26 protein-coding genes and 2 tRNA genes are annotated in these 25,706 nt (G+C 69.7%); 12 read left to right on the top strand and 16 right to left on the bottom strand.

The genetic code is table 11. From position 1 onward, the window contains the following. Positions 1 to 7: 7 nt before the first annotated feature. Entirely contained in the window at positions 8 to 184 is a 177-nt protein-coding gene (locus tag C8E96_RS33335) for a hypothetical protein (protein ID WP_166658031.1), read from the bottom strand. A gap of 72 nt (positions 185 to 256) precedes the next feature. Between C8E96_RS33335 and C8E96_RS17260 the strand changes: the two genes are divergently transcribed. Next, complete coding sequence (locus C8E96_RS17260; protein WP_091372629.1) at positions 257 to 2,563, top strand: FdhF/YdeP family oxidoreductase; 2,307 nt, start codon at positions 257 to 259, stop codon at positions 2,561 to 2,563. Here C8E96_RS17260 and C8E96_RS17255 read toward each other — a convergent pair. The 3 genes from C8E96_RS17255 to C8E96_RS17245 all read right to left on the bottom strand — a co-directional run bounded on the left by C8E96_RS17255 (position 2,541) and on the right by C8E96_RS17245 (position 5,106). Further along, positions 2,541 to 2,789 (bottom strand): mycoredoxin, encoded by a 249-nt coding sequence (locus C8E96_RS17255; protein WP_091372633.1) that lies wholly within the window; start codon positions 2,787 to 2,789, stop codon positions 2,541 to 2,543. The genes C8E96_RS17260 and C8E96_RS17255 overlap by 23 nt on opposite strands. A 129-nt stretch (positions 2,790 to 2,918) precedes the next feature. Beyond that, the gene (locus tag C8E96_RS17250) at positions 2,919 to 3,185 is read right to left on the bottom strand and encodes an SCO4225 family membrane protein (protein WP_133794542.1); all 267 of its coding nucleotides are present in this window, start codon (positions 3,183 to 3,185) and stop codon (positions 2,919 to 2,921) included. 397 nt (positions 3,186 to 3,582) lie between these two features. After that, positions 3,583 to 5,106, bottom strand: a complete 1,524-nt coding sequence (locus C8E96_RS17245) for a phytoene desaturase family protein (protein WP_091372642.1) — start codon at positions 5,104 to 5,106, stop codon at positions 3,583 to 3,585. A 99-nt stretch (positions 5,107 to 5,205) separates the two neighbouring features. On the opposite strand from C8E96_RS17245, the gene C8E96_RS17240 reads away from it, so the two are divergent. From C8E96_RS17240 to C8E96_RS17225, 4 genes are all read left to right on the top strand, one after another. After that, on the top strand, positions 5,206 to 6,513 hold the full coding sequence (locus C8E96_RS17240) for an alpha-lytic protease prodomain-containing protein (RefSeq protein ID WP_091372646.1): 1,308 nt from the start codon (positions 5,206 to 5,208) through the stop codon (positions 6,511 to 6,513). A 74-nt stretch (positions 6,514 to 6,587) separates the two neighbouring features. Next, entirely contained in the window at positions 6,588 to 7,409 is an 822-nt protein-coding gene (gene fdhD, locus C8E96_RS17235; RefSeq protein WP_091372650.1) for a formate dehydrogenase accessory sulfurtransferase FdhD, read from the top strand. Next, positions 7,406 to 8,587, top strand: a complete 1,182-nt coding sequence (locus C8E96_RS17230; protein WP_228769767.1) for a CaiB/BaiF CoA transferase family protein — start codon at positions 7,406 to 7,408, stop codon at positions 8,585 to 8,587. Before fdhD ends, C8E96_RS17230 begins: the two co-directional genes overlap by 4 nt. 177 nt (positions 8,588 to 8,764) lie before the next feature. Next, positions 8,765 to 9,643, top strand: a complete 879-nt coding sequence (locus C8E96_RS17225) for an alpha/beta hydrolase (protein ID WP_091372655.1) — start codon at positions 8,765 to 8,767, stop codon at positions 9,641 to 9,643. Positions 9,644 to 10,015: 372 nt separating this feature from the next. Here C8E96_RS17225 and C8E96_RS17220 read toward each other — a convergent pair whose 3' ends face one another. The 6 genes from C8E96_RS17220 to C8E96_RS17195 all read right to left on the bottom strand — a co-directional run bounded on the left by C8E96_RS17220 (position 10,016) and on the right by C8E96_RS17195 (position 16,073). After that, a complete protein-coding gene (locus C8E96_RS17220) occupies positions 10,016 to 10,624 on the bottom strand; it encodes an RBBP9/YdeN family alpha/beta hydrolase (protein ID WP_091372659.1) in 609 nt (202 codons plus the stop codon). 1 nt (position 10,625) lies between these two features. Further along, a complete protein-coding gene (gene clpX / locus C8E96_RS17215; protein WP_091372663.1) occupies positions 10,626 to 11,927 on the bottom strand; it encodes an ATP-dependent Clp protease ATP-binding subunit ClpX in 1,302 nt (433 codons plus the stop codon). A 279-nt stretch (positions 11,928 to 12,206) separates the two neighbouring features. Then, positions 12,207 to 12,827, bottom strand: a complete 621-nt coding sequence (locus C8E96_RS17210; RefSeq protein WP_091372667.1) for an ATP-dependent Clp protease proteolytic subunit — start codon at positions 12,825 to 12,827, stop codon at positions 12,207 to 12,209. Between the two features lie 57 nt (positions 12,828 to 12,884). Beyond that, positions 12,885 to 13,493: an ATP-dependent Clp protease proteolytic subunit gene (locus tag C8E96_RS17205; protein ID WP_091372671.1), complete on the bottom strand. Its 609-nt coding sequence runs from the start codon at positions 13,491 to 13,493 to the stop codon at positions 12,885 to 12,887. A gap of 125 nt (positions 13,494 to 13,618) precedes the next feature. Beyond that, positions 13,619 to 14,977: a trigger factor gene (gene tig, locus C8E96_RS17200; RefSeq protein WP_091372675.1), complete on the bottom strand. Its 1,359-nt coding sequence runs from the start codon at positions 14,975 to 14,977 to the stop codon at positions 13,619 to 13,621. Between the two features lie 73 nt (positions 14,978 to 15,050). Next, the gene (locus C8E96_RS17195) at positions 15,051 to 16,073 is read right to left on the bottom strand and encodes an LLM class flavin-dependent oxidoreductase (RefSeq protein WP_091372680.1); all 1,023 of its coding nucleotides are present in this window, start codon (positions 16,071 to 16,073) and stop codon (positions 15,051 to 15,053) included. Between the two features lie 148 nt (positions 16,074 to 16,221). On the opposite strand from C8E96_RS17195, the gene C8E96_RS17190 reads away from it, so the two are divergent. Next, positions 16,222 to 16,614, top strand: a complete 393-nt coding sequence (locus C8E96_RS17190; protein ID WP_091372685.1) for an SCO5389 family protein — start codon at positions 16,222 to 16,224, stop codon at positions 16,612 to 16,614. Between the two features lie 115 nt (positions 16,615 to 16,729). Here C8E96_RS17190 and C8E96_RS17185 read toward each other — a convergent pair. After that, positions 16,730 to 16,803: transfer RNA gene (locus C8E96_RS17185), tRNA-Pro, on the bottom strand. A 66-nt stretch (positions 16,804 to 16,869) separates the two neighbouring features. Here C8E96_RS17185 and C8E96_RS17180 point away from each other — a divergent pair. The 4 genes from C8E96_RS17180 (at position 16,870) to C8E96_RS17165 (ending at position 19,692) form a co-directional block, all read left to right on the top strand. Then, positions 16,870 to 16,940: transfer RNA gene (locus C8E96_RS17180), tRNA-Gly, on the top strand. Positions 16,941 to 17,122: 182 nt separating this feature from the next. Beyond that, positions 17,123 to 17,557, top strand: coding sequence for an NUDIX hydrolase (locus C8E96_RS17175; protein ID WP_091372688.1), 435 nt, complete (start codon positions 17,123 to 17,125; stop codon positions 17,555 to 17,557). Positions 17,558 to 17,603: 46 nt separating this feature from the next. Beyond that, positions 17,604 to 18,827, top strand: coding sequence for a GNAT family N-acetyltransferase (locus C8E96_RS17170; RefSeq protein ID WP_091372691.1), 1,224 nt, complete (start codon positions 17,604 to 17,606; stop codon positions 18,825 to 18,827). Between the two features lie 79 nt (positions 18,828 to 18,906). Next, positions 18,907 to 19,692, top strand: coding sequence for a hypothetical protein (locus tag C8E96_RS17165; RefSeq protein WP_091372695.1), 786 nt, complete (start codon positions 18,907 to 18,909; stop codon positions 19,690 to 19,692). A gap of 128 nt (positions 19,693 to 19,820) precedes the next feature. Here the strand turns inward: C8E96_RS17165 and C8E96_RS17160 are convergent, their stop codons facing one another. Together C8E96_RS17160 and C8E96_RS17155 are read right to left on the bottom strand one after the other, a co-directional pair. Continuing rightward, positions 19,821 to 20,630 (bottom strand): Fpg/Nei family DNA glycosylase, encoded by an 810-nt coding sequence (locus tag C8E96_RS17160; RefSeq protein WP_091372699.1) that lies wholly within the window; start codon positions 20,628 to 20,630, stop codon positions 19,821 to 19,823. Next, the gene (locus tag C8E96_RS17155) at positions 20,630 to 21,097 is read right to left on the bottom strand and encodes a ribose-5-phosphate isomerase (protein ID WP_091372702.1); all 468 of its coding nucleotides are present in this window, start codon (positions 21,095 to 21,097) and stop codon (positions 20,630 to 20,632) included. The genes C8E96_RS17160 and C8E96_RS17155 overlap by 1 nt, the downstream gene beginning before the upstream one ends. 64 nt (positions 21,098 to 21,161) lie before the next feature. Between C8E96_RS17155 and C8E96_RS17150 the strand changes: the two genes are divergently transcribed. Beyond that, positions 21,162 to 21,872 carry a 2-phosphosulfolactate phosphatase gene (locus tag C8E96_RS17150; protein WP_228769768.1) on the top strand — a complete coding sequence of 237 codons (711 nt, stop codon included), beginning with the start codon at positions 21,162 to 21,164 and terminating at the stop codon, positions 21,870 to 21,872. Then, the gene (locus C8E96_RS17145; RefSeq protein WP_091372705.1) at positions 21,869 to 22,567 is read left to right on the top strand and encodes an MBL fold metallo-hydrolase; all 699 of its coding nucleotides are present in this window, start codon (positions 21,869 to 21,871) and stop codon (positions 22,565 to 22,567) included. Before C8E96_RS17150 ends, C8E96_RS17145 begins: the two co-directional genes overlap by 4 nt. Here the strand turns inward: C8E96_RS17145 and C8E96_RS17140 are convergent. From C8E96_RS17140 to C8E96_RS17130, 3 genes are all read right to left on the bottom strand, one after another. Next, on the bottom strand, positions 22,539 to 23,960 hold the full coding sequence (locus C8E96_RS17140) for an aldehyde dehydrogenase family protein (RefSeq protein ID WP_091372709.1): 1,422 nt from the start codon (positions 23,958 to 23,960) through the stop codon (positions 22,539 to 22,541). The two genes, C8E96_RS17145 and C8E96_RS17140, sit on opposite strands and share 29 nt — an antisense overlap. 21 nt (positions 23,961 to 23,981) lie before the next feature. Further along, the gene (locus C8E96_RS17135; protein ID WP_228769769.1) at positions 23,982 to 24,986 is read right to left on the bottom strand and encodes an ADP-ribosylglycohydrolase family protein; all 1,005 of its coding nucleotides are present in this window, start codon (positions 24,984 to 24,986) and stop codon (positions 23,982 to 23,984) included. A gap of 67 nt (positions 24,987 to 25,053) precedes the next feature. Next, positions 25,054 to 25,659 carry a mycothiol-dependent nitroreductase Rv2466c family protein gene (locus C8E96_RS17130; RefSeq protein WP_228769770.1) on the bottom strand — a complete coding sequence of 202 codons (606 nt, stop codon included), beginning with the start codon at positions 25,657 to 25,659 and terminating at the stop codon, positions 25,054 to 25,056. Positions 25,660 to 25,706: the final 47 nt, after the last annotated feature.

The raw sequence follows: 25,706 nt of genomic DNA, 5'->3' as shown, positions 1-25,706 counted from the left end.
GGCCCGCTCATTCGTCGCCGTCCAGGACCGCGAGGCAGACGTCGAGTTCGGCGAGCAGCGCCGACCGCAACCCGGCGTAGGCGTCGGCAGCGGACCCGCAGGCGGCGCCACCGCCACGGGTGGTCGCCTCGAACGCCTCCCGGGCGCGGCTCAGGGCGGTGGCCAGGTCGTCGGCTGTGGGCATCCGTTCGCCTCCTCGCGTGACTTGCGCTCCGACCGTATGGCATCCCTACCCCGCGGGGCAGAGGATGGGCGCATGGTGCGCCAGTCCCCCGACAAAGACGTCGACGAGTCCGACCTGTCCGTGACCACCCCGAAGCAGTGGGCCGCCGGGATCCCCGGTGTCGCGGTCTCGCTGAAGCGCAGTGTCGAGCAGATGGGTGTGGTGCGCACGGCCAAGACGTTGCGCCTGCTCAACCAGCGCGACGGGTTCGACTGCCCGGGCTGCGCCTGGCCGGAACCCGGGCACCGGCATGCCGCCGAATTCTGCGAGAACGGCGCGAAGGCGGTCGCCGAGGAGGCCACGAAGCGGCGGGTCGGGCCGGAGTTCTTCGCCGAGCACGCGGTGGCGGACCTGGCCGAGCGCACCGACTACTGGCTCGGCGGGCAAGGCCGACTGACTCACCCGATGGTGTTGCGCGAGGGCGGGACGCACTACGAGCCGATCTCCTGGGACGACGCGTTCACCCTGGTCGCCGAACGCCTGCGCGCGCTGTCCACGCCCGACGAGGCGGTGTTCTACACCTCCGGCCGGACCAGCAACGAGGCCGCGTTCCTCTACCAACTGCTGGTGCGCTCGTTCGGCACGAACAACCTGCCGGACTGCTCGAACATGTGCCACGAGTCCTCCGGCGCGGCGCTGTCGGAGACCACCGGCGTCGGCAAGGGCTCGGTGTCGCTGGCCGACTTCGAGCTGGCCGACCTGATCATCGTCGTCGGTCAGAACCCGGGCACGAACCATCCCCGGATGCTGACCGCCCTGGAGAAGGCCAAGCGGGCGGGCGCCCAGATCATCGCGGTGAATCCGCTGCCCGAGGCCGGTTTGATGCGGTTCAAGAACCCGCAGAACGTGCGCGGGGTGCTGGGGAAGGGCACCGAGCTGGCCGACGAGTTCTGCCAGATCCGCATCGGCGGAGACCAGGCACTGTTCCAGGCCATCGGGAACCTGCTGCTCGCCTGGGAGGCTGCGAACCCGGGCACGGTCGTGGACCAGGACTTCGTCGACAACCGCACGATCGGGTTCGCCGAGTACGCCGAGAGCGTCCGCGAGCTCGACTGGGACGTCGTCGTCGCCGCGACCGGGATGGCGCGGGAGCAGATCGAGAAGGTCGCCCGGATGATGGCCGACTCGAAGCGCACGATCGTCTGCTGGGCGATGGGCCTGACCCAGCACAAGCACTCGGTGCCGACGATCCGCGAGATCGCGAACGTGGTGCTGCTGCGGGGAATGATCGGCAAACCGGGTGCGGGACTGTGCCCGGTGCGCGGGCATTCGAATGTGCAGGGCGACCGGACGATGGGCATCTGGGAGAAGATGCCGGAGAAGTTCCTGTCGGCGCTGGAAACCGAGTTCGGCATCGAAGTCCCGCGCACGCACGGCCACGACACCGTCTCCGCGATACGCGCGATGCGCGACGGGAACGCGAAGGTCTTCGTGGCTGTCGGCGGCAACTTCGCCGCCGCCACACCGGACACCGAGGTCACCGAAGCCGCCCTGCGGTCGTGTGACCTGACCGTGCAGGTGTCGACCAAGCTGAACCGCTCGCACGTCGTGCATGGGCGGACCGCTCTGATCCTGCCGACGCGGGGGCGCACGGAACGCGACACCCAGGAGTCCGGCGACCAGTTCGTCACGGTCGAGGACTCGATGTCGGTCGTGCACCGGTCCGAGGGTCGCTTGGACCCGGCGAGCGAGCACCTCCGGTCCGAAGTGGACATCGTGTGCGGTATCGCCGACGCACTACTCGGGCCTGGGCATCCGGTGCCGTGGACGGACTTCCCGCGCGACTACGACCTGATCCGCGAAAGGATCTCCCGGGTCGTGCCCGGTTGCGAGTCCTACAACGAGCGGGTGCGGGAGCCCGATGGCTTCGTCCTGCCCCACGCGCCGCGCGACGCCCGCGAGTTCACCGGCACGAGGAGCGGGAAGGCGGCGTTCACCGCGAACGAGCTGACCGTGCCGTTCGTGCCCGAAGGCAGGCTGCTGCTGCAGACGCTGCGCAGCCATGACCAGTACAACACCACGATCTACGGCCTCGACGACCGCTACCGCGGCATCAAGGACGCCCGGCGCGTGGTCCTGGTGAACCCGGACGACCTGACCGCCCTCGGATTCGAGGACGGTCAGCTGGTCGACCTGATCGGCGAGTGGCCCGACCGCGAACGGCGGGCCGAGCGGTTCCGGGTGGTGTCCTACCCCACGGCCCGCGGATGCGCCGCGGCGTACTTCCCGGAGGCGAACTCGCTGGTGCCACTGGACTCCACCGCCGACACGTCCAACACGCCGACGTCGAAGTCCATCGTCATCCGACTGGAGGGAACTACGCCGCCAGCTGCGCCTTGACCTCGGCGAGGCTCGGGTTGGTCAGCGCGGCACCGTTCGGGAAGTGCAGGGTGGGGACGGTCTGGTTGCCCCCGTTGACCTGCATCACGAAGTCGGCTGCGCCGGGGGTCTCCTCGATGTCGACCTCGACGTACTCGATGCCGTCGGCGGAGAGCAGCGTCTTGAGCCTGCGGCAGTACCCGCACCAGGTCGTCGAGTACATGGTGAGCGTGCTGGGTGCCGACATCGTTAGGGTTCCTCTCCCCGTGGTCTTGGGACGTTGGAGTCAACCACGGCACAGCCCCGAAAATGCCCGCTTCCAGTGCGCCGCAGATCACACCGCAACCCAGGAGACCCCGGTGAAGAGTGATCGAGATCAGGACGCGACGGACCTCTTTGTGAGCGCCCGCACGACGAACCAGATCACGGCCGCCTGCACGAACGCGGAGATGACCACCACCGGCCAGTAGCCGATCGCGCCCGCGGCCTGGACCACCAGCAGGGACACCGGCATCGTGACGAAGACGCACCACACGCCGACCATCGACTCGGAGTCGCCTGCCGCGGCGACCACGACCGTGACCACACACACCAGGGCGACCAGGGCCAGGTAGGCCAGCGCCACGACCGTCGCTTTACTCATCGGACAAACACTGCCATCACCGCGCCACGACCGCCAACGCGCGGACCGGCCGCCGACACACCGCCCGGAATACCACCGAATTGCGCAACGGTCGATCCCAACAAGCCTTTTCCGACAGCCTCTCGATTGATCCCCCAGGGCCCAGGGCCCCAAGGGCCCTAGGACCCCGAACGCAAGGGGGCTAACGGAACGGCCTGTTTGGGTGGTTCGCCTTGATTCGGGGGAAATGGGGCTAAACTCGTGGTGCGGGTGGGGTTCCTTTGCCCCGCCTTTTGACCCGCACAGCCCCATTTCGAGGGGTCCCCGAATCAAGGCGAACCACCCAAACAGGCACCCACCAACGAAACCCGCGAACCATCCGAGCGCGGCACCCACTAACGAAAACCCGCGAACCAGTTCAACCCCCGAGCACCGCCATCGCCGCGTTGTGACCGCCAATCCCGCTCACCCCGCCACCACGCCGAGCACCGCTGCCGCACACGAACAGGTTCGGCACATCGGTCTCCACGCCCCAGCCCCCTTCGTCGGCGAACGGCCACGACAAATCCCCGTGGAAGATGTTTCCGCCCGGCATCCGCAGTTCCTCCTCGAGGTCGAGCGGTGTTCGCGCCTCGACGCAGGGATTTCCGTCAGCGTCACGGGCCACGCAGTCGGCGATCGGGTCGAGTAGGTGCCGGTCCAACCCCGCCGCGAAGCGATCGACCAGTTCGCCGCACATGGTGTCGTCGGCGAACAGGGCGGGCGGCAACTGCAGCCCGAACAACGTCAGCGTGTGGGCCCCGCTCGCGGCGAGTTCCGGTGCCAGGATGGACGGGTCGGTGAGCGTGTGGCAGTACATCTCGCCCGGCGGAAATTCCGGCACCTTCCCGGAAAGGCTGAGTTGGTAGGCGCTCTCCAGCTCCACATAGGACTCATCAAGGTGGAACGTCCCCGCGAACGCCTGCCGCGGGTCGACGCCGGAACGCAGCCGCGGCAGCCGGTCCAACAGCAGGTTGATCTTCAACTGGGCGCCGACAGGCGATACCGCCGGGCGTCCCCGCAGCCGGTCGAGTACGGCGGGCGCCACCCCCGACAGGACAAACCCCGCGCCGATCACACGGCCTCCAACGGTGACTTCGGCTGACTTGCCGTCCGCGTCCACCCTCGTCACCTCAGCGCCGGTCACGATCTCGGCGCCCGCTTCCCGCGCCACGCGCAGGAGTTCTCCGGTGACCGCACCCATGCCGCCGACCGGAACCCGCCACTCCCCCGTCGCGTTGCCGATCAGGTGGTAGAGGAAACACCGGTTGGCCAACAGGTCCGGTGACCCGAGCGACGTGTGCGTGCCGATGAGGGCGTCGGTGGCGACGACGCCGCGCACCAGGTCGTCGGTGAAGGTCTCCTCGATCGCCTCCCCCAGCGGGCGTTCGAAAATCTGCCGCCAGACCTTCTCCCCTGCCGCCCCGACTACCAGGTCGCGGGCCGCCGCCGCGGATGGGAGCGGGTCGAGCATTGTCGGCGCAAGCGCGCGGGCCACCCGGGCGAGGTCGCCGTAGAACTCCTGCCAGCGCCCGAATTCGGCGTCCGAGCCGGTCAGCGCGCGGAACGACGCCGCGGTCACCCGTCCGGGATCGCGCTCGACCAGCAGGCCGGTGGCGCGGCCGTCGCGGACGGTCGGGGTGTACGAGGACACCGCACGGGAGCGCAGATCCAGCCGCAGACCCAAGTCCGCCACGATCCGGTCCGGCAGCAGGCTCACCAGGTACGAGTAGCGCGAGAGCCACACCCCGGGGAACGGGCTCGCGCTCACCGCGGCGCCACCGGTGTGGCCCAGGCGTTCCAGCACCACCACCGAGCGCCCGGCTTTGGCCAGGTAGGCCGCCGCGACCAGCGCGTTGTGCCCACCGCCGACAACGACGACGTCGTAGCTGTCCCTGTTCACCCTTCGGACTTTAACGGTATGACCAGATTGGTATGTACCAATTATGGCGGTGGAGGGCTTAGCTCGGAGCGTCCCACCTCACCCTGCCTTGGAGAGCGGATGAACCGAAAGATCACCGCCGCCGCGTTGGCGGCACTCAGCGTGGCCGGCTTCACCACCGCCGTCGCGCTCAGCACACCGTCCGCCGCGGCGGACACGTCCATGGAGGCCGCACTCGCCCGAGACCTGCACATCACCCCGGAGCAAGCCCGGCAGCGCCTCGGCCGGGAGAAGGTCGCCGCCCAGACCGAGGCCGCCCTGCGGGCCCGGCTCGGCGCGTCCTTCGGCGGCGCCTGGCTCAACGGCGACGCGACCCGCTTCATCGTCGCGGTGACCGACCAGACCAAGGCCGACCAGGTCCGTGCCCTCGGCGCGATCCCGCAGACCGTCGCACGCAGCGAAGCCCAGCTCGGCGCCCTCAAGGACCGGCTCGACACAGCGGCGAAGTCCGCGCCCGCGGGCGTGCCGGGCTGGTACGTCGACGTCACCACCAACTCCGTCGTCGTCCTGGCCAAGCAAGGCAGCCAGGACGCGGCGAAAGCGTGGGCGGGTGCGAACGGTGTCGATGCGGTCCGGGTCGAGGCGTCCACGGAGTCGCCCAAGCCGATGATCGACATCATCGGCGGCAACGCCTACACCTTCGGCAGCGGCCGCTGCTCGATCGGCTTCGCCGTCGAAGGCGGCTTCGTCACCGCGGGCCACTGCGGGCGCGCGGGCACCGCCACCTCCAACCCCAGCGGGACGGTCGTCGGGTCGAGCTTCCCCGGCAACGACTACGCCTGGGTGCGGGCGGCGGCGGGCAACACCCCGCGGCCGCTGGTCAACCGCTACCCGGGCACGGTCCCGGTCGCGGGCTCCACCGAGGCCCCGGTCGGCGCGTCGGTGTGCCGCTCGGGCTCCACCACCGGCTGGCGCTGCGGCACCATCCAGCAGAAGAACGCCTCCGTCACCTACCCCGAAGGCACGATCACCGGCCTGACCAGGACCAACGCCTGCGCCGAACCGGGCGACTCCGGTGGCTCCTGGCTCACCGGCGACCAGGCCCAGGGCGTCACGTCCGGCGGTTCGGGCAACTGCACCTCCGGCGGGACGATCTACTTCCAGCCGGTCAACGAGATCCTCAGCGTCTACGGCCTGCGGCTGACCGTGACCGGCACCCCGCCGACCAGCACCACCACCCCGCCGACCGGCACGACCTCGCCGACCACCACCACCGTCCCACCGGGCGGCACGTGGGCGCCCCACGTCGCGTACGCGGCGGGCGCCCAGGTCACCTACGGCGGGGCGAGCTACAAGTGCTGGCAGGGACACACGTCCCAGCCTGGGTGGGAACCGCCCAACGTCCCGGCGCTCTGGCAGCGGCTGTGACCTGAGCGGTCCGCACCGGAAGGCCATCCCCGACGGGCGCAGGCGTCGAGGATGGCCTTCCTTAGGCTGGTGGCATGGGACGAGTCACGGTGCGCAGGTCTGTGGTGCGGCTGAGCGCCGACGGGCGGCGCACGCGGCCGGACGCGCTGGCCGCGGAGGAGCCGCTGGAGCTTCGGGTCGGCGGGCGGGCGCTGGCGGTCACGATGCGCACGCCGGGACACGATGTGGAGCTGGCGCACGGCTTCCTGCTCACCGAGGGCGTGATCGGCGGCCGCGAGGACGTCTCCGTCGCGCGGTACTGCGACGGGGCCGACGCGGACGGGCGCAACACCTACAACGTCCTCGACGTCGCCTTGGCCGACGGGGTGCCCGCGCCCGAGGTCGGGGTGGAGCGGAACTTCTACACGACTTCGTCCTGCGGGGTCTGCGGCAAGGCCGCGCTCGACGCGGTGCGGCTGCGGACGCGGTTCTCGCCGGCCGAGGACGACGTGACGGTCGCCGCCGATGTCCTGCACACGCTGCCGGGACAGCTTCGGGAGCAGCAGAAGGTCTTCGAGAGCACCGGCGGGCTGCACGCGGCGGGGCTGTTCACCGCGTCCGGGGAGGCGCTGGTGGTCCGCGAGGACGTGGGCAGGCACAACGCCGTCGACAAGGTGCTCGGGTGGGCCCTGCTGGCCGACCGGGTGCCGCTGCGCGGGATGGTGCTGATGGTGTCCGGGCGGACGTCGTTCGAGCTGGTACAGAAGGCGGCGATGGCCGGGGTGCCGGTGCTCGCGGCCGTGTCGGCGCCGTCGTCGCTGGCGGCCGACCTGGCCGAGGAGCAGGGGATGACGCTGATCGGGTTCCTGCGCGACTCGGCCATGAACGTGTACGCGGGCGTCGGGCGGATCGGGTGAAGCCGCTCGACGGGATGGTCGTGATCAGCCTGGAGCAGGCGGTGGCCGTGCCCTACGCGACCCGGCTGCTGGCCGACCTGGGCGCCCGGGTGATCAAGATCGAGCGGCCGGGGTCCGGCGACTTCGCCCGCGACTACGACAGCTCGTGCGGCGACGTGTCGAGCTACTTCGCGTGGACCAACGTCGGCAAGGAGTCGGTGGCGGTCGACCTCAAACAGGCCGATGGGCTGGCGATCGTCGAGGAGCTGCTCTCGCGCGCCGACGTGGTGATGTGCAACCTCTCCCCCGGCGCCGCCCGCCGCCTCGGGCTCGACGTGGATACCGTTCGCGCGCGCCATCCCGGGTTGATCGCCGCCGAGCTGTCGTCCTACGGCGAGGGCGGGCCGTACGGCGAGCGCAAGGCGTTCGACGCGCTCATCCAGTCCGAGACCGGGCTGGTCGCGACGACCGGCGACGGGCCGTCGATGGCGCGGGCCGGGATCTCCGTGGCCGACATCGCCGCGGGCGTCCAGCTGCACGCCGCAGTGCTGGCCGCGCTGGTGCGACGGGGGCGGACCGGTGAGGGGGCGACGCTGCGGCTGACGCTGATGGAGGCGCTCGCCGAGTGGATGCACCAGCCCGCGCTGTACGCGCACGGCACCGGCTCGTCGCCCGGCAGGCACGGCGCGCACCACCCGACCATCGCCCCGTACGGGCCGTTCGCCTGCGGGGACGGCGGCGCGGTCCACCTGGCCGTGCAGAACGACGGGCAGTGGCGGCGGCTGTGCGCGTCGGTCATCGGGCGGCCCGAGCTGGCCGACCACCCCCGGTACCGGACGGTGTCCGACCGGGTCGCGCACCGGGCCGATCTGCACGCCGAACTGCAGCCGTCGTTCGACGCCGTCGACGCCGACACCCTGCTCGCCGCGCTCGACGCCGCCGACGTCCCGGCCGCCCGGACACGGGGTGTGACCGAACTGACATCGCACCCGCAGCTGGTCGCCCGCGACCGCTGGTCGACCGTCCCGGTACCGGGCGGCTCGGTGCCCATGCTTCGCCCGCCAGTCGACGCCGACACCTGGACCTGGGACCCCGCACCCGTCCCGACGCTGGGACAACACACCGACGCGGTCCTCGACTGGCTCGGCTACCCGGCCTCGAAGGTCGACGCACTGCGGTCGCGGTCAGTGATCAGTTAACGATCTTGTTGCCGGTTCGGGTGCGCTCCGTAGCGATCTTGGTGCACTCTCGGAGCAGTGAACCGAGAAACGTTCGAGTTCACCCTCACGATGGGGTGATCGAAGGCGTCTGACAGGCCACCGAATGCCTGACTTGGTACGTCTAAGGGGAGAAGGCAGTCCGTCGGAGGGGGACGCATGGGGGACGGGGGAAGACCAGGGCTCAGCCGCCGGTCACTGCTGATCGCGGGCGCCGCCGGCTTGGCGGCGACCGGGGTGGTCTCTGGGTCGCTGCCGTGGCTGGACCTCGTGACCACCGGGGCCGCGCCGGAGCCGCTGGTGCGCACCGACCGGGTGTTCTCCGCTGCCCGCGGCCAAGACGTCGACGTCGTGACCATCCTGCCCGCCCAGCTGCCGACCAAGAACCTGCCGATGTGCGTGCTCCTGCACGGCCTGCACGGCCGCGCCCGCCACGCCGCCCCCACCGGACTGCCCGCCGCCCTTGCCCGTGGCGTGGCGGCGGGGACGCTACCGCCGTTCGGGTTCATCGCCGTGGACGGCGGCAACAACTACTGGCACGAGAACCGGGTCGGCGACAACGCGATGGCGATGTTGCTCGAGGAGGTTCCGCGGTGGTTGCGGGCTCGGGGACTTGGGGATGCCACTGGGACGCCGTTCGCGTGCGCCGGGGTGTCTATGGGCGGGTTTGGGGCTTTGCTTTATGCCCGCCGGCGTGAAGAGATGCGCGTCCCACTGTCCGCCGTCGCGGCGATCTCGCCTGGGCTGCTGATGTCGTGGCGTGAGATGAGTACTCGGCGGGCGTTCAAGAGCACTCAGGAATGGGCGTCGCTCGATCCTCTGCGCAATGTGGAGAAGCTTGGGCGTGTTCCTGTGGGTGTTTGGTGTGGGACTGAGGATCATTTTATTGAAGGGACTCGGAAGTTTATTCGGCTGGCTTCTCCTGAGGTTGGGTACATGGGGCCTGGGGGGCATGGGGATGGGTTTTATCGGCGGATTGTGCCGGATGTTTTGGGGTTCTTGGGGCGGCATGCTCCTGCTGTGAGCCGCAAGGCCTGACCTGCTTGTTCGCTCGCGTTGTGGTGCCTGTTTGGGTGGTTCGCCTTGATTTGGGGACCCCTAGAAATGGGCCTGCGCGGGCAAAGAGGGTGGGGAGGTGAAACCCACCCGCGCAGGAAGTTTAGGCCCATTTCACCCCAAATCAAGGCGAACCACCCAAACAGGCCGTTGGTGCTGGCCCGTTGCGTTCAGGGGGTGGGACCGCTTTTGAAGCGCGTTGACCACCAGAAACAGGCCATCAGGATGGCCACTTGCGTTCACGGGATGGGGCTGCTGTCCAGATCGCGCGTTGATCGCCAGACACAGGCTGCTCTATTTGGCCGTTTGCCTGCTATGGCCGCCCTGCTCTGCGGCAGGAAGCGGGATTCTGCGTCAGGAGGCGGGTTCCACTGCGGTCAGGCGGGTGTGGCGGTTGCGGATCCACTCCAGGACCGATGGCCACGGGCCATAGCCGGTCCTCGTGTCCAAGGCACCGCCTGCTGGGATCACGTCCAGGTCGATCTTCAGCTCCGCCGCCATCTTCACCGCCTCGTCCACCGGCAGGCACTCGTCGTCCTCGCCGGTGGCCAACTGGGTCCAACCGGCCGCACGGCGGATGCCTGCTGCGTCGAGGGGGACTGGGGTGAAGCCGCGGACGTCCGGGGCATGCCAGGAGTCGCCGGGTGGGGCTACCAGGAGGACGTTGTCCACCCTCAGCGAGTGGTCGTCCAGTGGGGTCCGGGCGGCGTGGTGGAGCCACAGTGCCGCGCCGACGCCCTGGGCTATGACGACTCGTTTGGTCTTCGCGGGCGCGGCTTCGAGGTGGTGTTTCAGTTCGCCCAGCCACGTGTCGAGACACGGGTGGTCGGGTTCGCTGAACACCGGGACCTCGACCGACGCGCCCGCGTCGGCCAGTTCGTGTGCGAGCCAGCCCTGCCAGTGGCCGCGGCCCGAGCCGGTGAGGCCGTGCAGCAGCAAGACATAAGGCCAGTCGCCGCCCATGTCAGGCGGACTTCTCGCGGCGCTCCCGTCGGGAAGGTTGGCGGGAGACGATGGTCGGGTTGACGTTCTCGCGGACCGTCTGCTCGGTGATGACGACCTTGGCGACGTCCGTGCGGCTCGGGATGTCGTACATCACCGACTGCAGGACTTCCTCCATGATCGCGCGCAGGCCTCGGGCACCCGTGCCGCGCAGGATCGCCTGGTCGGCGACCGCTTCGAGCGCGGTGGGGGTGAACTCCAGCTCGACGCCGTCCATCTCGAAGAGCTTCTGGTACTGCTTGACCAGCGCGTTCTTCGGCGCGGTCAAGATCTGGACCAGGGACTCCTTGTCGAGGTTGGTGACGCTGGCCAGGACCGGCAGACGCCCGATGAACTCGGGGATCAGGCCGAACTTGATCAGGTCTTCCGGCATCGTGTCGGAGAAGAAGTCCGCGTTGTCGATGTCGGCCTTCGAGCGGATCTCCGCGCCGAAGCCCAGGCCGCGCTTGCCCACGCGGTCCTGGATGATGCGCTCCAGACCGGCGAAGGCGCCCGCCACGATGAACAGCACGTTCGTCGTGTCGATCTGGATGAACTCCTGGTGCGGGTGCTTGCGGCCGCCCTGCGGCGGGACGCTCGCAGTGGTGCCCTCGAGGATCTTCAGCAGCGCCTGCTGCACGCCCTCACCGGACACGTCGCGGGTGATCGACGGATTTTCGCTCTTTCGGGCGATCTTGTCGACCTCGTCGATGTAGATGATGCCGGTCTCGGCGCGCTTGACGTCGTAGTCGGCGGCCTGGATCAGCTTCAGCAGGATGTTCTCGACGTCCTCGCCCACGTAGCCCGCCTCGGTCAGCGCGGTGGCGTCGGCGATGGCGAACGGAACGTTCAGCAGCTTCGCCAGCGTCTGCGCGAGGTAGGTCTTGCCGCAGCCGGTGGGGCCGAGCATGAGGATGTTGGACTTCGCCAGCTCGACGGTGTCCTCGCGCGATTCCCGGCCCTCACGGCCCTCGGGACGGGCGCGGTCGCCCGCCTGGATGCGCTTGTAGTGGTTGTATACCGCCACGGCGAGCGAACGCTTGGCATCGTCCTGGCCAATGACATAGCTGTCGAGGAAGTCATGGATCTCGGCAGGCTTGGGGAGCTCATCGAGTTTGACGTCGCCGGCCTCGGCCAGCTCCTCCTCGATGATCTCGTTGCACAGGTCTATGCACTCGTCACAGATGTAGACGCCGGGGCCGGCGATGAGCTTCTTCACCTGCTTCTGGCTCTTTCCGCAGAAAGAGCACTTGAGCAGGTCTCCGCCGTCACCGATACGTGCCATGACCGCTGACCTTTGTCCCCTCCGGCCCACTCAGGTGAGTGCGCCTGCTGTGTGGCGTCCGCGCCTGGGAACCCCCCGCGCCTCGGGTTCGTTCACCCGATGTGCGGGCCCATGCCCGTCCGTTGCCCTCGACGGTACCTGCCAAACCCCGCGGAGCGGGAGATCCCGCACCCGGCGCGGCCGATTCCGGTCGAAAGCCCTAGCTACCTACGGTAAGCCCAGAAGGCCCCGCGTGTCGGTCACTTTCTTGCTGAATTCGTCCGCGCCGGGTCGAAAGGTCTAGCCCTTGGCCGACAGCTTGCGGTACGGCAGGACCTCATCGATGATGCCGTAGTCCTTCGCCTCGGCCGCGGTGAGGATCTTGTCGCGCTCGATGTCGGAGCGGACCTGGGCCTCGTCCTTGCCGGTGTGGCGGGCCAGGGTGATCTCCAGCAGCTGGCGCACGCGCTGGATCTCGGCGGCCTGGATCTCCAGGTCGGAGACCTGACCGTAGACACCCTCGGTGGAGGGCTGGTGGATCATCACCCGCGCGTTGGGCAGGGCGAACCGCTTGCCCGGGGTGCCCGCCGCCAGCAGCACCGCCGCCGCCGAGGCCGCCTGGCCCAGGCAGAACGTCTGGATGTCGGGACGCACGTACTGCATCGTGTCGTAGATGGCCATCAGCGAGGTGAACGAGCCACCCGGGGAGTTGATGTACATCGTGATGTCCCGGTCGGGGTCGGCCGACTCCAGGTAGATCAGCTGCGCCATGACGTCGTTGGCCGACGCGTCGTCGATCTGCACGCCGAGGAAGATGACCCGCTCTTCGAACAGCTTGTTGTACGGGTTGGATTCCTTGACCCCGTAGCTCGTGCGCTCGACGAACGACGGCAGCACGTAGCGGGACTGGGGAAGCTGCATTCCACTCACAAGTAGCTCCTGTCTTGGCTCATCAGCCGTGGCAACGCGGCGAGGCCGTCAGTTGGTGTTGGGGGCCTGCGTCGCACGGGCGACCACGTGGTCGATGAAGCCGTACTCCTTGGCCTCCTCGGCGGTGAACCAGCGGTCGCGGTCCGCGTCGGCGGTGATCTTCTCGACGGTCTGACCGGTCTGCTCGGCGGTGATGAGCGCCATCTCGTGCTTCCACTTGGCGTAGACCTGCGCGCGGATGGCGATGTCGGACGCCGTTCCGCCGACACCCGCGGACGGCTGGTGCATCATGATCCGCGCGTGCTTCAGGGCGTAGCGCTTGCCAGGGGTGCCCGAGGCGAGCAGGAACTGGCCCATGGACGCCGCCAGGCCCATACCCCAGGTCGCCACGTCGGGCTCGATGAGTTCCATCGTGTCGTAGATCGCCATGCCCGCGGTGACCGATCCACCCGGCGAGTTGATGTAGAAGGTGATGTCCTTCTCGGGGTCCTCGGCCGCGAGCAGGAGCAGCTGCGCGGTGATCCGGTTGGCGATGTCGTCATCGACCTCGGAGCCGAGGAAGACGATGCGCTCACGGAGCAGCCGCTCGTACACCGAGTCGTTCAGGTTGAGCCCCGCGGTGGCGGACCGCATGTGGGGCGAGAGGTGCTGCGTCACGTCTGCCTGCCTTCTCCCAAATTCATACGAACCAGTGATCTCGTAACCGACACTAACGAAGGCGGGCGGCGCCGACTTCCCGACACCGCCCACTTTCGCTCAGAGCGTCAAAGCTATTTCCTCGGCTACTCGGCCGCGGCCACCTCGGGGGCGGGCGCATCCTCGACCTTGCCGAAAAGCTCTTCCAGATCGACCTTGTTGCCCGAGGCGTCGGTCACCGTGGCCTGGCGCACGACCGAGGCCAGCGCCTTGCCGCGGCGGACGTCGGCGAAGATGGCGCCGAGCTGGCCGGACTGCTGCGCGCGCTGGACGTACTCGTCCGGGCTCACACCGAAGCGCTGCGCCTGGTAGATGATCCGCTCGGTCAGCTCGCCGTCGTTGACCTGGACCTGCTCGGACTCGGCGATCGAGTCCAGGATCAGCTGGGTCCGGACCGCCTTCTCGGCGTCGGCGCGGACCTCGGTGTCGAAGTCCTCGCGGGTCTGGTCCTGGGTGGCCAGGAACTCGTTGAGCTTGTCCTGGTCGTGGTCGAACGAGTGCACGGCGTCGTGCTGGCGGGAGTCGACCTCGGCCTCGACGACCTTCTCCGGCAGCGGCACGTCGACCTGCTCCAACAGGGCCTCGAGGACCTTGTCGCGGGCCTGCACGCCCTGCTGCATCTTCTTGACCCGGGTGAGGCGCTCGCGCAGGTCGGCGCGCAGCTCGTCGATGGTGTCGAACTCGCTGGCCAGCTGGGCGAAGTCGTCGTCGGCCTCGGGCAGCTCGCGCACCTTGACCGACTGCACGGTGACCGCGACGTCGGCTTCCTTGCCCGCGTACTCGCCCGCGACCAGGGTGGTGGTGAAGTGCTTGGTCTCGCCGACGGCGGCACCGAGCAGGGCCTCGTCGATGCCCTCGATCAGCTCGCCGGAGCCGACCTCGTAGGACAGGCCGCTCGTCTTGGCCTCCTCGACGTCCTGGCCGTCGACGGTGGCCGAGAGGTCGATGGAGACGAAGTCGCCGGTCTCGACGGGGCGGTCGGCGCCGGTCAGGGTGCCGAAGCGGGCGCGCAGCTCGTCGAGCTGCTCGTCGACCTCGCTGTCCTCGAGCTCCAGGTCGTCCACGGTGACCGCGAACTCGCCGAAGGCGGGGATGGTGAGGTCGGGGCGGACGTCGACCTCGGCGGTGAAGGCGAGGTGGTCGCCGTCCTCGAGCTTGGTGACCTCGATGTCCGGCTGACCGAGCGCCTTCACCTCACCGGCGGTGAGGGCCTCCATGTACTTGGCCGGGATGGCCTCGTTGACGACCTCGTCGAGGATCGGCGCGCGCCCGATGCGCGACTCGATAACCCTGGCGGGAGCCTTGCCCGGACGGAAGCCCGGGATGCGGACCTGGCTGGCGAGCTTGCGGTATGCGCGGTCGAAGTTCGGCTTGAGCTCGTCGAACGGCACCTCGACGTTGATCCGTACCCGCGTCGGGCTCAGGTGCTCGACGGTGCTCTTCAACGTGATCTCCTTGACGACTGTGACAGCTGATGCGTCCCGGGCACGAAACGGCGGCCGGGGTCGATCCCCGAGTCTAGGCGAGCTTGCCCAGGTCGGAGACGGCCGGGGTGCGCAGTGTGGGCAGCACCTGGGCGCCGAGGCGTTCGACGGTCTTCAGGGTGCGGTCTGGATCACCGGTCGCCTCGACCATCGCGATGACGTGCCCGATCCCGGTTCGGCGCGCGCTCCGGTCTAAAACCTCGGCGCAGTAGTCCGGATCTCCCACGGGATGCAGGTCACAAAGCAACCGTGCATAGGCCTCGGGATCGCGGCTCGGGCGGGGTCGTCCGTCGACGGGCACGTGCGCGGCGAGGCCGGTGCGGAGCCAGCCGGGCATGGTGGCCATGACCTCGGCCACCGCCTGTTCGCGGCTCTCGGCGATGTGGGCGACGACTGCGGACACGTGCGGGGCGTCTTCGGGGCCACCGGACTGGCGGTATCTGTCGACCATGGCGCGCTTGTCGTCGTCGCCGATGTGCATTCCGAGGAGCATCGGCAGGCCGCGGGCGGCGGCGAGGTCGACGGTCGCCGGTGAGGTGGCGGCGACGGTGAGCGGCGGGTGCGGCTTGGTGGTCGGGGCCGGGACGACCGGGACTTCGCGGAACGGGAACCAGCGGTCACCGGAGACCGTGGGGCCGGTCATTGTCCGAAGCAGCAGATCGAGGCCGTCGGCGAAGCCCTCTTCGTAGCTGGGCAGGCCTCTTTGGAAGACCTCAAGGTCGACCAGGGGGCTGCCCCGGCCGACGCCGAGGCGGAAGCGTCCGGCGGAGAGGGCGTCGAGCAGCAGGGCCCGCTCCCCCAGCGCGACGGGGTGGGCGGTGCTGAGCACGCTGACCGCGGTACCCACGGCGATCCGGGTCGTGGCGCCCAGGGCGTGCGCGGCGAAGGTCAGCGCGTCCGGGCAGACGCCGTAGGGCATGAAGTGGTGCTCGGCGATCCACGCGCTGTCGAACCCGGCGCTTTCAGCGGCCAGGATCGCGCGATGGGCGCGGTCGAGTGATTCGTGGTCGCTCTGGTGGGGGAAACGGGGGGCGAGAACGAACAGTCCGAAGATCACTCCCCATGGCTCTACCGGCTGCGTGTGCCGGTGGATACCGGCGTCCGGGTGACCCGATTTGACCCGTACCGGTGACGTTGATCAGGTTCTCTTGTCCAGCGTTCAAGAGGCCGGTAGGGAGGGAGGGACCGCACTACTTGGAGGTTCGATGTCTCTCGATGTGCCCGCCGACCTGCTGGCCGCCGCCGAACGCGGCCCTGTCGCCGACGCCGAGTTCGTGGAGTGTGTGCGCACCTCACTTCCGTACGCCTGGGAGGTGATCTCCTCGGTCGCGGATGGCTTGTCGAAGAGCGTGGACGGGTTCGCCGACCACGAGGTGCCGCCGCCCAGTGAGGCCGAGCGCGGGCAGTTGCTGCGCGCTCTCGCGTCGGACTCGATCCGGGGTGGGCTGGAGCGCCACTTCGGGATGAAGCTGGCCTTCCAGAACTGCCACCGCGTCGGCGGCTTCGCCCCGTCCGCGGTGGACAGCGAGCGCTACCGCGCCTTCATCTCGCCGCGGGGGCAGCTGCTGAACCAGTCCCCCGAACTCCGGGACTGCTAGACCTCGCCGACGCTCCCTCGTCCGCCGGGGCGAGGGAGCCGGGGAAGCGGTGGATCGGGGATGACCACCGCTTCCACAACAAAAGGCCCCGTCACCAGTGGAGACGGGGCCTTCGTCGGGGTGACAGGATTTGAACCTGCGACCCTTCGCTCCCAAAGCGAATGCGCTACCAAGCTGCGCCACACCCCGGGGTCGTGCGCGATCAGCTTAGCCGTACCGCTAAGCTGGCCTCCGTTGCCGGGTCGCCCGGCGCACGCGGGCGTAGCTCAATGGTAGAGCCCTAGTCTTCCAAACTAGCTACGCGGGTTCGATTCCCGTCGCCCGCTCGGTTTCGGTGGCGGTGAGGTCCTTCTGGATCTTGCCGCCACTTCCTTATGAGGCGCCGTTTCCCGGTACTTCGTGGCAATATTTTTCGCGAGTGTCATGCACCACAGCCAGTCGGGTGATATAAGACCCCTTTCGGTGCGACTCCATGGTGTTCCCATGATCGACTCGGTATCCAGTAGCTATGTCGCAATCCGGCTACCACTTCATTCAGGACGTGCGATCGGCTCAGCGCACCGTCGTCGCGACGAGCACCGTGGTGTTCGACGACGCGGGGCTGCTGCTGATGCTTCGTCGCCGGGATTCCTCCGGCTCCCTCAGTCATCACCTTCCTCAGGGCCCGGCGTTCACGGGCGAGTCGGTCGCGGTCGCCGCGAGCCGGGTCGTCGCGGAGGCGACCGGGGTCGATATCGAGATCACCGGGTTGGTCGGGATCTACGACGATCCGTCGTCGGCCGAGCAGCTCGCGCTTTGTTTCCGCGGTCGGCCGGTAGGCGGCAAGCTCGGCGTGGACGCAGTGTGGGTCGAGCCGGAGCGGCTCGACGAGCTGGATGTCGCCGTGTCCGTGCGGCGGCGGGTCGAGCACGGGCTCGACGTGAGTGAGCCGTTCTTCGCCTGACGGAAATCCCGTGGCGGCGGACGCTCGGGGCGCGTAGACACCAAGTGTGGCCAACGACGATTACTCGATCCGTCCGCTGACCGATGACGATCTCCCCGAGTTCGCCGGGGTGCTCGCCAAGGCGTTCCTCAACGATGACCACGTCGACAGCGTCGTGGAGTCCGAGCGGACCGTCTTCGAGCCGGAGCGGTCGCTCGCACTGGTCGCCGATGGGCGGTTCGCGGGCGTCGGCCAGATCTTGACCCGCTCGGTCTGCGTTCCGGGGCGGGGACAGACACCGGTCGCCGCGGTCACGTCGGTCGGGGTCGCGACCGACCACCGGCGGCGCGGGGTGCTGACCCGGCTGATGCGTGCGCAGCTGCACGGGTTGCACGAGTCGGGCGCGGAGCCGATAGCGGCACTGTGGGCGAGCGAGGCGGCGATCTACGGGCGGTTCGGCTACGGCTTGGCGACCGATTTCGTGAACTACGAGATCACCGCGAAGACGCCGTTCCGCCCGGGGATCGACCTCGGTGTCGATCGGGTTCGGGAGTTGCCACGCGAAGAGGCGCTGCCTGTCATTCGGCCGCTTTATGACCGGTACGCGGAGAACCGGGTCGGCGCGTTGGGTCGGGGCGCCGGCCATTGGGAGTACCACTTCCTCGACTTGGAGAACCGTCGCGGCGGCGGGTCGCGGCTGCGGTTCGCGGTGCACCCGGACGGTTACGTCGCCTACCGGGTCAAGAACGGCTGGACCGACCGCGGGCCGGATGGCCGGGTCCTGGTCCGCGAGCTGGTGGCGAACACGCCGCAGGCCTATGCGGCGCTTGCCCGGCATCTGCTCGACATCGACCTCGTGCAGTGGGTCGACGTCAACGCCGGTGTCGACGATCCGCTCCCGTGGCTGCTGCAGACGCCCAGGGCCGCGAAGTGCTCGCGGTACGACGGGATGTTCGTGCGACTCGTGGACATAGACCGCGCGTTGTGCGCCCGCGGGTACGCGAGCGCGGTGGATGTCGTGCTGGAGGTGGCCGACGAGTTCTGCCCGTGGAACGCGGGCCGCTGGCGGTTCACTGTGGACGCCGACGGCGCCGCGGAGGTCACGCGCAGCACCGACGAGCCAGATGTCTCCACCAGCACGACCGACCTCGCGGCTGCGTTCCTCGGCGGCACACGGATCGCGACGTTGGCGGCGGCCGGTCGGGTCCGGGAGCACACGCCCGGTGCCGTTGCCGCGCTGTCAGCGGCGTTCTTGGCCGAACGCGAGCCCGCCTGCGTCGAGGTGTTCTGAGCGGCGACGCGGGAACCATGCCGGTACGGTCCGGCGTTGAGCCTTGTGAGACGCGTTCAAGGCCACCTGGAGGGTCGCGATGACCGAATCGACCGTGCTGCTGGTACTCATCGTCGTGGTCATCGCGGTCGCGTTCTTCTCCATGCGTGGCCGCGCGGGCGCGCGGCGCACCCAGCTGGAAGACGCCCAGGCCGACGCCCGGCGCTGGGTGGAGCGGCTGGGTGGCCAGGTGATGAACCTGACCGGCACGAACGAGCCGTCCAAGCAGGCGATGGCTGACGCTTCCGAGCGGTACACCGCGGCCGGGTCGCAGATGGAGCAGGCGAAGACGGTCGAGCAGTGCAGGCTGGTCACGAAGACTGCGTTGGAGGGCTTGTACTACGTCCGCGCCGCTCGTGGGGCCATGGGGCTCGACCCTGGGCCGGAACTGCCGGTCGACCCGGAGGCGCGGCGCGCGGGCCAGGTCACCGAGGACCGCCGGGTGAGCGTGGAAGGACACGACTACGAGGCGTCCCCGGCGCCGGGGCGCAACACACCGCACTACTACCCGGGCGGGCGTGTGGCCGGTCGGCCGGTACCGCAGGGCTGGTACAGCGAGCCATGGTGGAAGCCCGCGCTCGTGGCGGGCGCCTGGGGCATGGGCTCGGTGCTGTTGTTCAGCGCGATGTTCTCCGGCATGGCGGGGATCGCCGGGGCCCAGGCCTGGGAATCCGGGCATGACGCCGGCCAGGAGGACGCCATGGGCGGCGGCGAGGGCGACATGGGCGGTGACGGCGGTGGTGACGCCGGTGGTGACATGGGTGGGGACTTCGGCGGCGACATGGGCGGCGGCTTCGGCGACATGGGCGGCGGCTTCGACTTCTAACCCGCGAGTCGCCCCTCCCGGCAAGTGAGTTCACCCTTGAGGCAAGCGAGTTCGACATTGGCGAATCGCGAATGTCGAAGTCACTTGCCGGACGGGGCGACTCACTTGCCGGGAGGGGCGACTCGCGGTTAGGTGGGTTGGCAGGTGGGGCACCAGAAGAGGTTGCGGGCGGCTAGGACCTTGCCCGCTACCTCGGTTCCGCACACCAGGCAGGGTTGGCCTGCGCGGCGGTAGACGTAGACCTCGCCGCCGTGGCGGTCCTTGCGCGGGGCGCGGCCGGTTGCCTTGGGGAGGTCCTCATCGCGGACCGTGTCGATGCGGTTGCGGCGGACGCCTTGGCGCATCAGGGTTACCAGGTCCGACCACATGTCTGTCCACAGTGCACGGTCCAGGGAGCGGCCGGGAACCATCGGGTGGAGGCCGTGGCGGAACAGGAGTTCCGCTCGGTAGACGTTGCCGATGCCGGCGATCACCGACTGGTCCATCAGCGCCACCGCGATCGGTGTGCGTGAGCGGAAGATCCGGTCCCACGCCTTGTCCGGGTCGGCGTCGCGGCGCAGCGGGTCGGGGCCCAAGCGGTCGCGTAGGGCCTTCACCTCGGCGCGGGTCAAGATCTCGCAGGTGTTGGGGCCGCGCAGGTCCGCCCAGTGGGTGTTGCCGACGAGGCGTAGGCGCACCTGGCCCACCGGGGGCGGCGCCGGGATCACGGCGCCGTCGAACGTGCCGTAGAGCCCTAGATGGACGTGGACGATCGTCTCCGGGCCGAAGACGTGGAACAGGTGCTTGCCGTGCGCCTCCGCGCGGACGAGCACGTGTCCGTCCACAAGGGACGCTCCAGCGGCGAAGCGTCCCTGTGGACTCGACACCTCGACCGGCGCACCGGCGAACTGCTTCTGGTGCGTCCGGGCGAGGCGGTGCAGCGTGTGGCCCTCGGGCACTACGGCAGGACGGGCGGCTCGCCGGTCCGCTCGTAGTCGGCGAGCAGGGCGATGCGGCGGCCGTGGCGCTCGTCGGTGGAGAACGGCGTCTCGAGGAACGCCTCGACGATCGCCGTGGCCTCCTCGGTCGTGTGCTGGCGCGCGCCGAGGCCGATGACCTGGGCGTTGTTGTGCTCGCGGCACAGCTTGGCGATGTCGACGCTCCAGGCCAGGGCGGCACGGCAGCCCTTGACCTTGTTCGCCGCGATCTGCTCGCCGTTGCCGGACCCGCCGATCACCACGCCGAGGCTGCCCTCGTCGGCGACAACGCGCCGGGCGGTCTCGATGCAGAACGGCGGATAGTCGTCCTGCGCGTCGTAGGTGTGCGGGCCGACGTCGGTGACGTCGTGCCCGGCGGCGGTGAGGTGGTCGATGAGGTGGGCCTTCAGCTCGAAGCCCGCATGGTCTGAACCCAGGTAGACACGCACGCGCCGAAGTGTGCCATCCCGTCACCCGTTCGGCCCTGTCGAGGCCACCTGGAAAGCTGGCGGGGTGACCGATCCCTCATTCGACCAGGCCGGCTTCGACGTGCGCGTGGAGTGGGGGCTCGACGGCGTCGCCGTGCTGGCCCGCACGTGCGCGGTCCTGGTGATCGTCGACGTCCTGTCCTTCTCCACCTCCGTGGACATCGCCGTCTCGCGCGGTGGCCGTGTCCTGCCCGTCCGATGGCGGGACGAACGCGGCGAGGCCGAGGCGCGGGCGGCGGGCGCCGCGCTGCCCGGCGACGGCCCGTGGACCCTGCGGCCCTCGTCGCTGGTCGACCTGCCCGAGGGGACGTTCCTCGCGCTCCCCTCCCCCAACGGCGCGACGCTGAGCGCGGCGGCCGCCGAGACCGGCGTGACCGTGCTCGCCGGCTGCCTGCGCAACGCTCCCGCTATCGCGAAAGCCATAGAGACCGGCCCGGTCGGGATCATCGCCGCCGCCGAACGATGGGGCCATGTCGGAGCCCTGCGGCCGTGCGTGGAGGACCAACTGGGCGCCGGAGCGATCGCGCACGCGCTTGGCGGGCGGCTCTCGCCGGAGGCCCGGCTGGCCGAAGCGGCGTTCCTCGCCTTCGCCGACGACCTTCCCGCGATCCTGCGGGAGTGCTCGTCGGGCCGTGAGCTGATCGCGGGCGGGCACCCGGGCGACGTGGACCTCGCCGCGCGGCACGGTGTGAGCACCACCGTCCCGCGGCTCGTCGACGGAGTATTCGAGTCATGAGGTGGCTCGAGATAGCGGACGGGGTCTTCGCCCGGCGCTACCCCGAGCTCGATCAGACCCTCGGCCTGGTCGTGGGCCAGGAGCGCTGCCTGGTGATCGACACCGGCCCGGACGAGACCCACGGCCTCGAATGGTCCACCGCGATCCGGGAGATCACCGCGCTGCCGTGGACGATCGTGATCACCCACGCGCACTGGGACCACTTCCTCGGCACCAGCCCGCTCCTGCCCGCGCCGGTCTGGGCGCACGCCCGCTGCCGCGCCGAGATGGCCGTCTCGACGGGCGCGCAGGTCGAGTCCTGGGCGGCCAAGTACCGCGCCGAGGGCAAGCCGGAACTCGCCGAGCGGCTGGAAAGCGCGCGGCTGGTCCTGCCCGACCACGACACCGGCGACCGGACCACGCTCGACCTCGGCGGTCGACCCGTGGAGCTGATCCACCCGGGCCCGGGCCACACGGACAACGACGTGATCGTCCACATCCCCGACGCCGCCGTCGTCTTCGCGGGCGACCTGGTCGAGGAAGGCGCGCCGCCGTCGGTCGGCGAGGACAGCCACCCCGAGCACTGGCCCGCCGCGCTCGACGTCCTGCTCGCGCTGAACCCGCGCGTGGTCGTGCCGGGCCACGGCGAACCGGTCGACGCCGGGTTCGTCGTGGCCCAGCGCGCCGCTATCGCTGGATCGACTTCACCTCGGTGAACTCCTCCAGGCCGTACTTGCCCAGCTCGCGGCCGTTGCCGGACTGCTTGTAGCCGCCGAAGGGCGCCAGCGCGTTGAACGCACCGCCGTTGACGTCGACCTGGCCGGTGCGCAGCCGCTTCGCCACCGCGATGGCCCGGTCCTGGTCGCCGGAGAACACCGCGCCTGCGAGCCCGTAGATGGTGGAGTTGGCGATGGACACGGCCTCGTCCTCGTCGGCGTACGGGAGGATCGACAGCACCGGGCCGAAGATCTCCTCCTGCGCGATCCGCATGTCCTGGCGGACCCCGGCGAACACCGTCGGCGGGGCGTACGCGCCGCGTTCGGGCAGGTCAGCGGCCGAGTACGCGACGGTCGCGCCCTCGTCCTGGCCCACCTTGATGTACTCGAGGACCCGGTCGCGCTGGGCGGCCGACGACATCGGGCCGACTCGGGTGGCCGCGTCGAGCGGGTCGCCGACGGTGTACTTCGCGGCGGCGGCCGCGGCCAGTTCGACGGCCTGGTCGTGCAGCGCCGCGGGCACCAGCATCCGGGTCCACGCGGTGCAGGTCTGGCCGCCGTTGATGTAGGTGTTGGCCACGCCGATCTTGACCGCGCGCGCCAGGTCGGCGTCGTCGAGCACGACGTTGGCGGACTTGCCGCCCAACTCCAGCGCGACCCGCTTGACCGTCTCGGACGCGGCCTGGGTGACCAGCTTGCCCGCGTTCGTGGACCCGGTGAACGAGACCATGTCGATGCCGGGGTGCCGGGAGATCGCCTCACCGACGACCGGGCCCGTGCCGTGCACGAGGTTGACCACGCCCGCCGGGATGCCTGCCTCGGCGAGGATCTCCAGGAACAGGTTGGCGTTGAGCGGGGCGACTTCGCTGGGCTTGAGCACCACCGTGTTGCCCGCGGCCAGCGCGGGGGCGACCTTCGCGACGATCTGATGGAGCGGGTAGTTCCACGGCGTGATCGCGCCGACGACCCCGACCGGCTCGCGCAGGACCAGCGAGTTGCCGATCTCCTCGGCGAAGGAGTAGCCGTTCTCGATCAGGCTCGCGATGCCCGCCGACGTGGCCGCGGGCAGGCTCGCCTGGACTTTGGTCGAGAACGACAGCGGCGAGCCCATCTCGGCGGTGATCGTCGCGGCCAGTTCGTCGCGGCGGGCGGCGATGCCCTCGGAGACCCGGCGGATGGCGGCGGCGCGGTCGGCCGGGCTGGTCGCCGACCAGGCGGCGAACGCGGCGGTCGCGGCCTCGACCGCGGCGTCGACATCGGCGGCGGTGCCGGCGGGCACCGAGGCGATGACCTCCTCGGTGGCCGGGTTGACCACGTCGATCCGCTCGCCCGCGCCGTCGACGAGCCTGCCGCCGATGACGTGGCCGGTGCGGGTCGTGACGGGTGCAGACATGTGTCCTCCAAGCGGTGGCGATTAACGCAACTGTTCCATATCCGCATCCGCCCAGTGCTGTGACAACTCGGACAGCTGATCTCCGTACTCGATCCGGTCGGCCCAGTGCGCGGGCCACGCGTCCATGCCGTGCGCCGCGCCCGCGAAGGCGCCCGCCAGCGCGGCGATGGAGTCGGAGTCACCGGAGGTGCGGGCACCCCGGACGATGGCCTCGACCGGGTCGTCCACGTGCCGCAGGAAGCAGTACAGGGCGGTGACCAGCGCTTCCTCCGCGATCCAGCCCGCGCCGGTGGCCAGGCACGCGTCGCCGCCGTCGTCGGGTACCGCCAGCGCGGCGGCCAGCCGGTCGAGGACGGCGGCGCACTCGTCCCAGCCGCGGGCGATGTAGTCGCGCTCGTCGGTCGCGCCCGGCTGCTGCCAGAGCGTGCCGAGCCAGTCAGCGCGGTAGACCGAGCGCCGGCTGACGCAGCGCTCGCGCAGCAGCGCCACAAGTTCGGCGGGCGACTCACCGTCGACAAGGAGCCGGGTCGCGTAAGCGGTGAGTTCCGACGCGGCGAGCGCGGTCGGGTGGCCGTGGGTCATCGCCGCCTGCAGCTGCGAGACCGCGGCCAGGGTGTCCAGGTCGAGGCCGGGCAGCAGGCCGACCGGAGTGACGCGCATGTTCGCGCCGCAACCCTTGGACCCCGTCATCGTCGCCTCGGTCCACGGCCGGTCCTCGGCGAGCCCGGCGACCGCACGCAGGCAGGTCATCCCCGGCGCGCGGTTGTTCTCCGGGCTGATCGACCACGCGATGAACCGCTCCCGAATCCGCGGCTCAAGCACCTCGGCCGCGAGGTGGTCCACACCGTGCAGCGCCCAGGCGACGGCGAGCGCCATCTGGGTGTCGTCGGTGACGAGCGCCGGGTCGCCCACCAGGTCGCGTGGACCGTTGGGGCCGTATACGCGGTCTATCTCCTCGACGGTCATGAACTCCGTCGGCTTGCCGAGCGCGTCCCCGTACGCCAACCCGAACAAAGATCCGGCCACTCGCTTCACGGTTGATCCTTTCGCATCACCGTGAAGCTAGTGGCCGGAGCCGGTCGACGGCAGCGACTTAATCGAAGTTCAGCTTGCCCGTGCGGGTGCGCTTGAGCTCGAAGAAGTCCGGGTAGCCGGCGAGCAGCCGGGCGCCGTCGAACACGTCGAGGGCGTCCTGTCCGCGCGGGATCGAGGTGAGGACCGGGCCGAAGAACGCGACGCCATCGATGTGGATCGTCGGGGTGCCGACCTCATCGCCGACCGGGTCCATGCCCTGGTGGTGGCTGGCCCGCAGCGCCTCGTCGTAGTCGGTGCTCGTGGCCGCGGCGGCGAGTTCGGCGGGCAGACCGACCTCGGCGAGCGCCTCCTCGACGACGAGGTCATAGTCCGACTCGCCCTCGTTGTGGATGCGGGTGCCCATCGCGGTGTAGAGATCGCGCAGGACGCCGTCCCCGTGGGCCCGCGCGGCGGCGATGAGCACGCGCACAGGCCCCCACGCCTTGTCCATCAGCTCCTGATACCAGTCCTCGAGCTCGCGGCCCTCGTTGAGGACCGAGAGACTCATCACTCGGAAGTCCAGCTCTAGGTGCCGCTGCCGCTCGACCTCAAGGATCCACCGCGAGGTGATCCAGGCGAACGGGCAGGCGGGATCGAAGTAGAAGTCGACCTTCGTCGAACTCATGTGGGATCTCCCCATCGGATGTCAGCGCCTGTTCGGCGGAGGACGGT

This window comes from Actinokineospora alba (assembly GCF_004362515.1).
Lineage (GTDB): Bacteria > Actinomycetota > Actinomycetes > Mycobacteriales > Pseudonocardiaceae > Actinokineospora > Actinokineospora alba.
The sequence above is the reverse complement of the archived record's forward strand: the minus strand, read 5'-3'. Positions and strand labels throughout refer to the sequence as shown.

Coding starts and splice junctions, on each gene's coding strand:
- C8E96_RS33335 (WP_166658031.1), bottom strand. CDS start 184: ATGCCCACAGCCGACGACCTGGCCACCGCCCTGAGCCGCGCCCGGGAG.
- C8E96_RS17260 (WP_091372629.1), top strand. CDS start 257: ATGGTGCGCCAGTCCCCCGACAAAGACGTCGACGAGTCCGACCTGTCC.
- C8E96_RS17255 (WP_091372633.1), bottom strand. CDS start 2,789: ATGTCGGCACCCAGCACGCTCACCATGTACTCGACGACCTGGTGCGGG.
- C8E96_RS17250 (WP_133794542.1), bottom strand. CDS start 3,185: ATGAGTAAAGCGACGGTCGTGGCGCTGGCCTACCTGGCCCTGGTCGCC.
- C8E96_RS17240 (WP_091372646.1), top strand. CDS start 5,206: ATGAACCGAAAGATCACCGCCGCCGCGTTGGCGGCACTCAGCGTGGCC.
- fdhD (WP_091372650.1), top strand. CDS start 6,588: ATGGGACGAGTCACGGTGCGCAGGTCTGTGGTGCGGCTGAGCGCCGAC.
- C8E96_RS17225 (WP_091372655.1), top strand. CDS start 8,765: ATGGGGGACGGGGGAAGACCAGGGCTCAGCCGCCGGTCACTGCTGATC.
- C8E96_RS17220 (WP_091372659.1), bottom strand. CDS start 10,624: ATGGGCGGCGACTGGCCTTATGTCTTGCTGCTGCACGGCCTCACCGGC.
- clpX (WP_091372663.1), bottom strand. CDS start 11,927: ATGGCACGTATCGGTGACGGCGGAGACCTGCTCAAGTGCTCTTTCTGC.
- C8E96_RS17210 (WP_091372667.1), bottom strand. CDS start 12,827: ATGCAGCTTCCCCAGTCCCGCTACGTGCTGCCGTCGTTCGTCGAGCGC.
- C8E96_RS17190 (WP_091372685.1), top strand. CDS start 16,222: ATGTCTCTCGATGTGCCCGCCGACCTGCTGGCCGCCGCCGAACGCGGC.
- C8E96_RS17175 (WP_091372688.1), top strand. CDS start 17,123: ATGTCGCAATCCGGCTACCACTTCATTCAGGACGTGCGATCGGCTCAG.
- C8E96_RS17165 (WP_091372695.1), top strand. CDS start 18,907: ATGACCGAATCGACCGTGCTGCTGGTACTCATCGTCGTGGTCATCGCG.
- C8E96_RS17145 (WP_091372705.1), top strand. CDS start 21,869: ATGAGGTGGCTCGAGATAGCGGACGGGGTCTTCGCCCGGCGCTACCCC.
- C8E96_RS17140 (WP_091372709.1), bottom strand. CDS start 23,960: ATGTCTGCACCCGTCACGACCCGCACCGGCCACGTCATCGGCGGCAGG.
- C8E96_RS17130 (WP_228769770.1), bottom strand. CDS start 25,659: ATGAGTTCGACGAAGGTCGACTTCTACTTCGATCCCGCCTGCCCGTTC.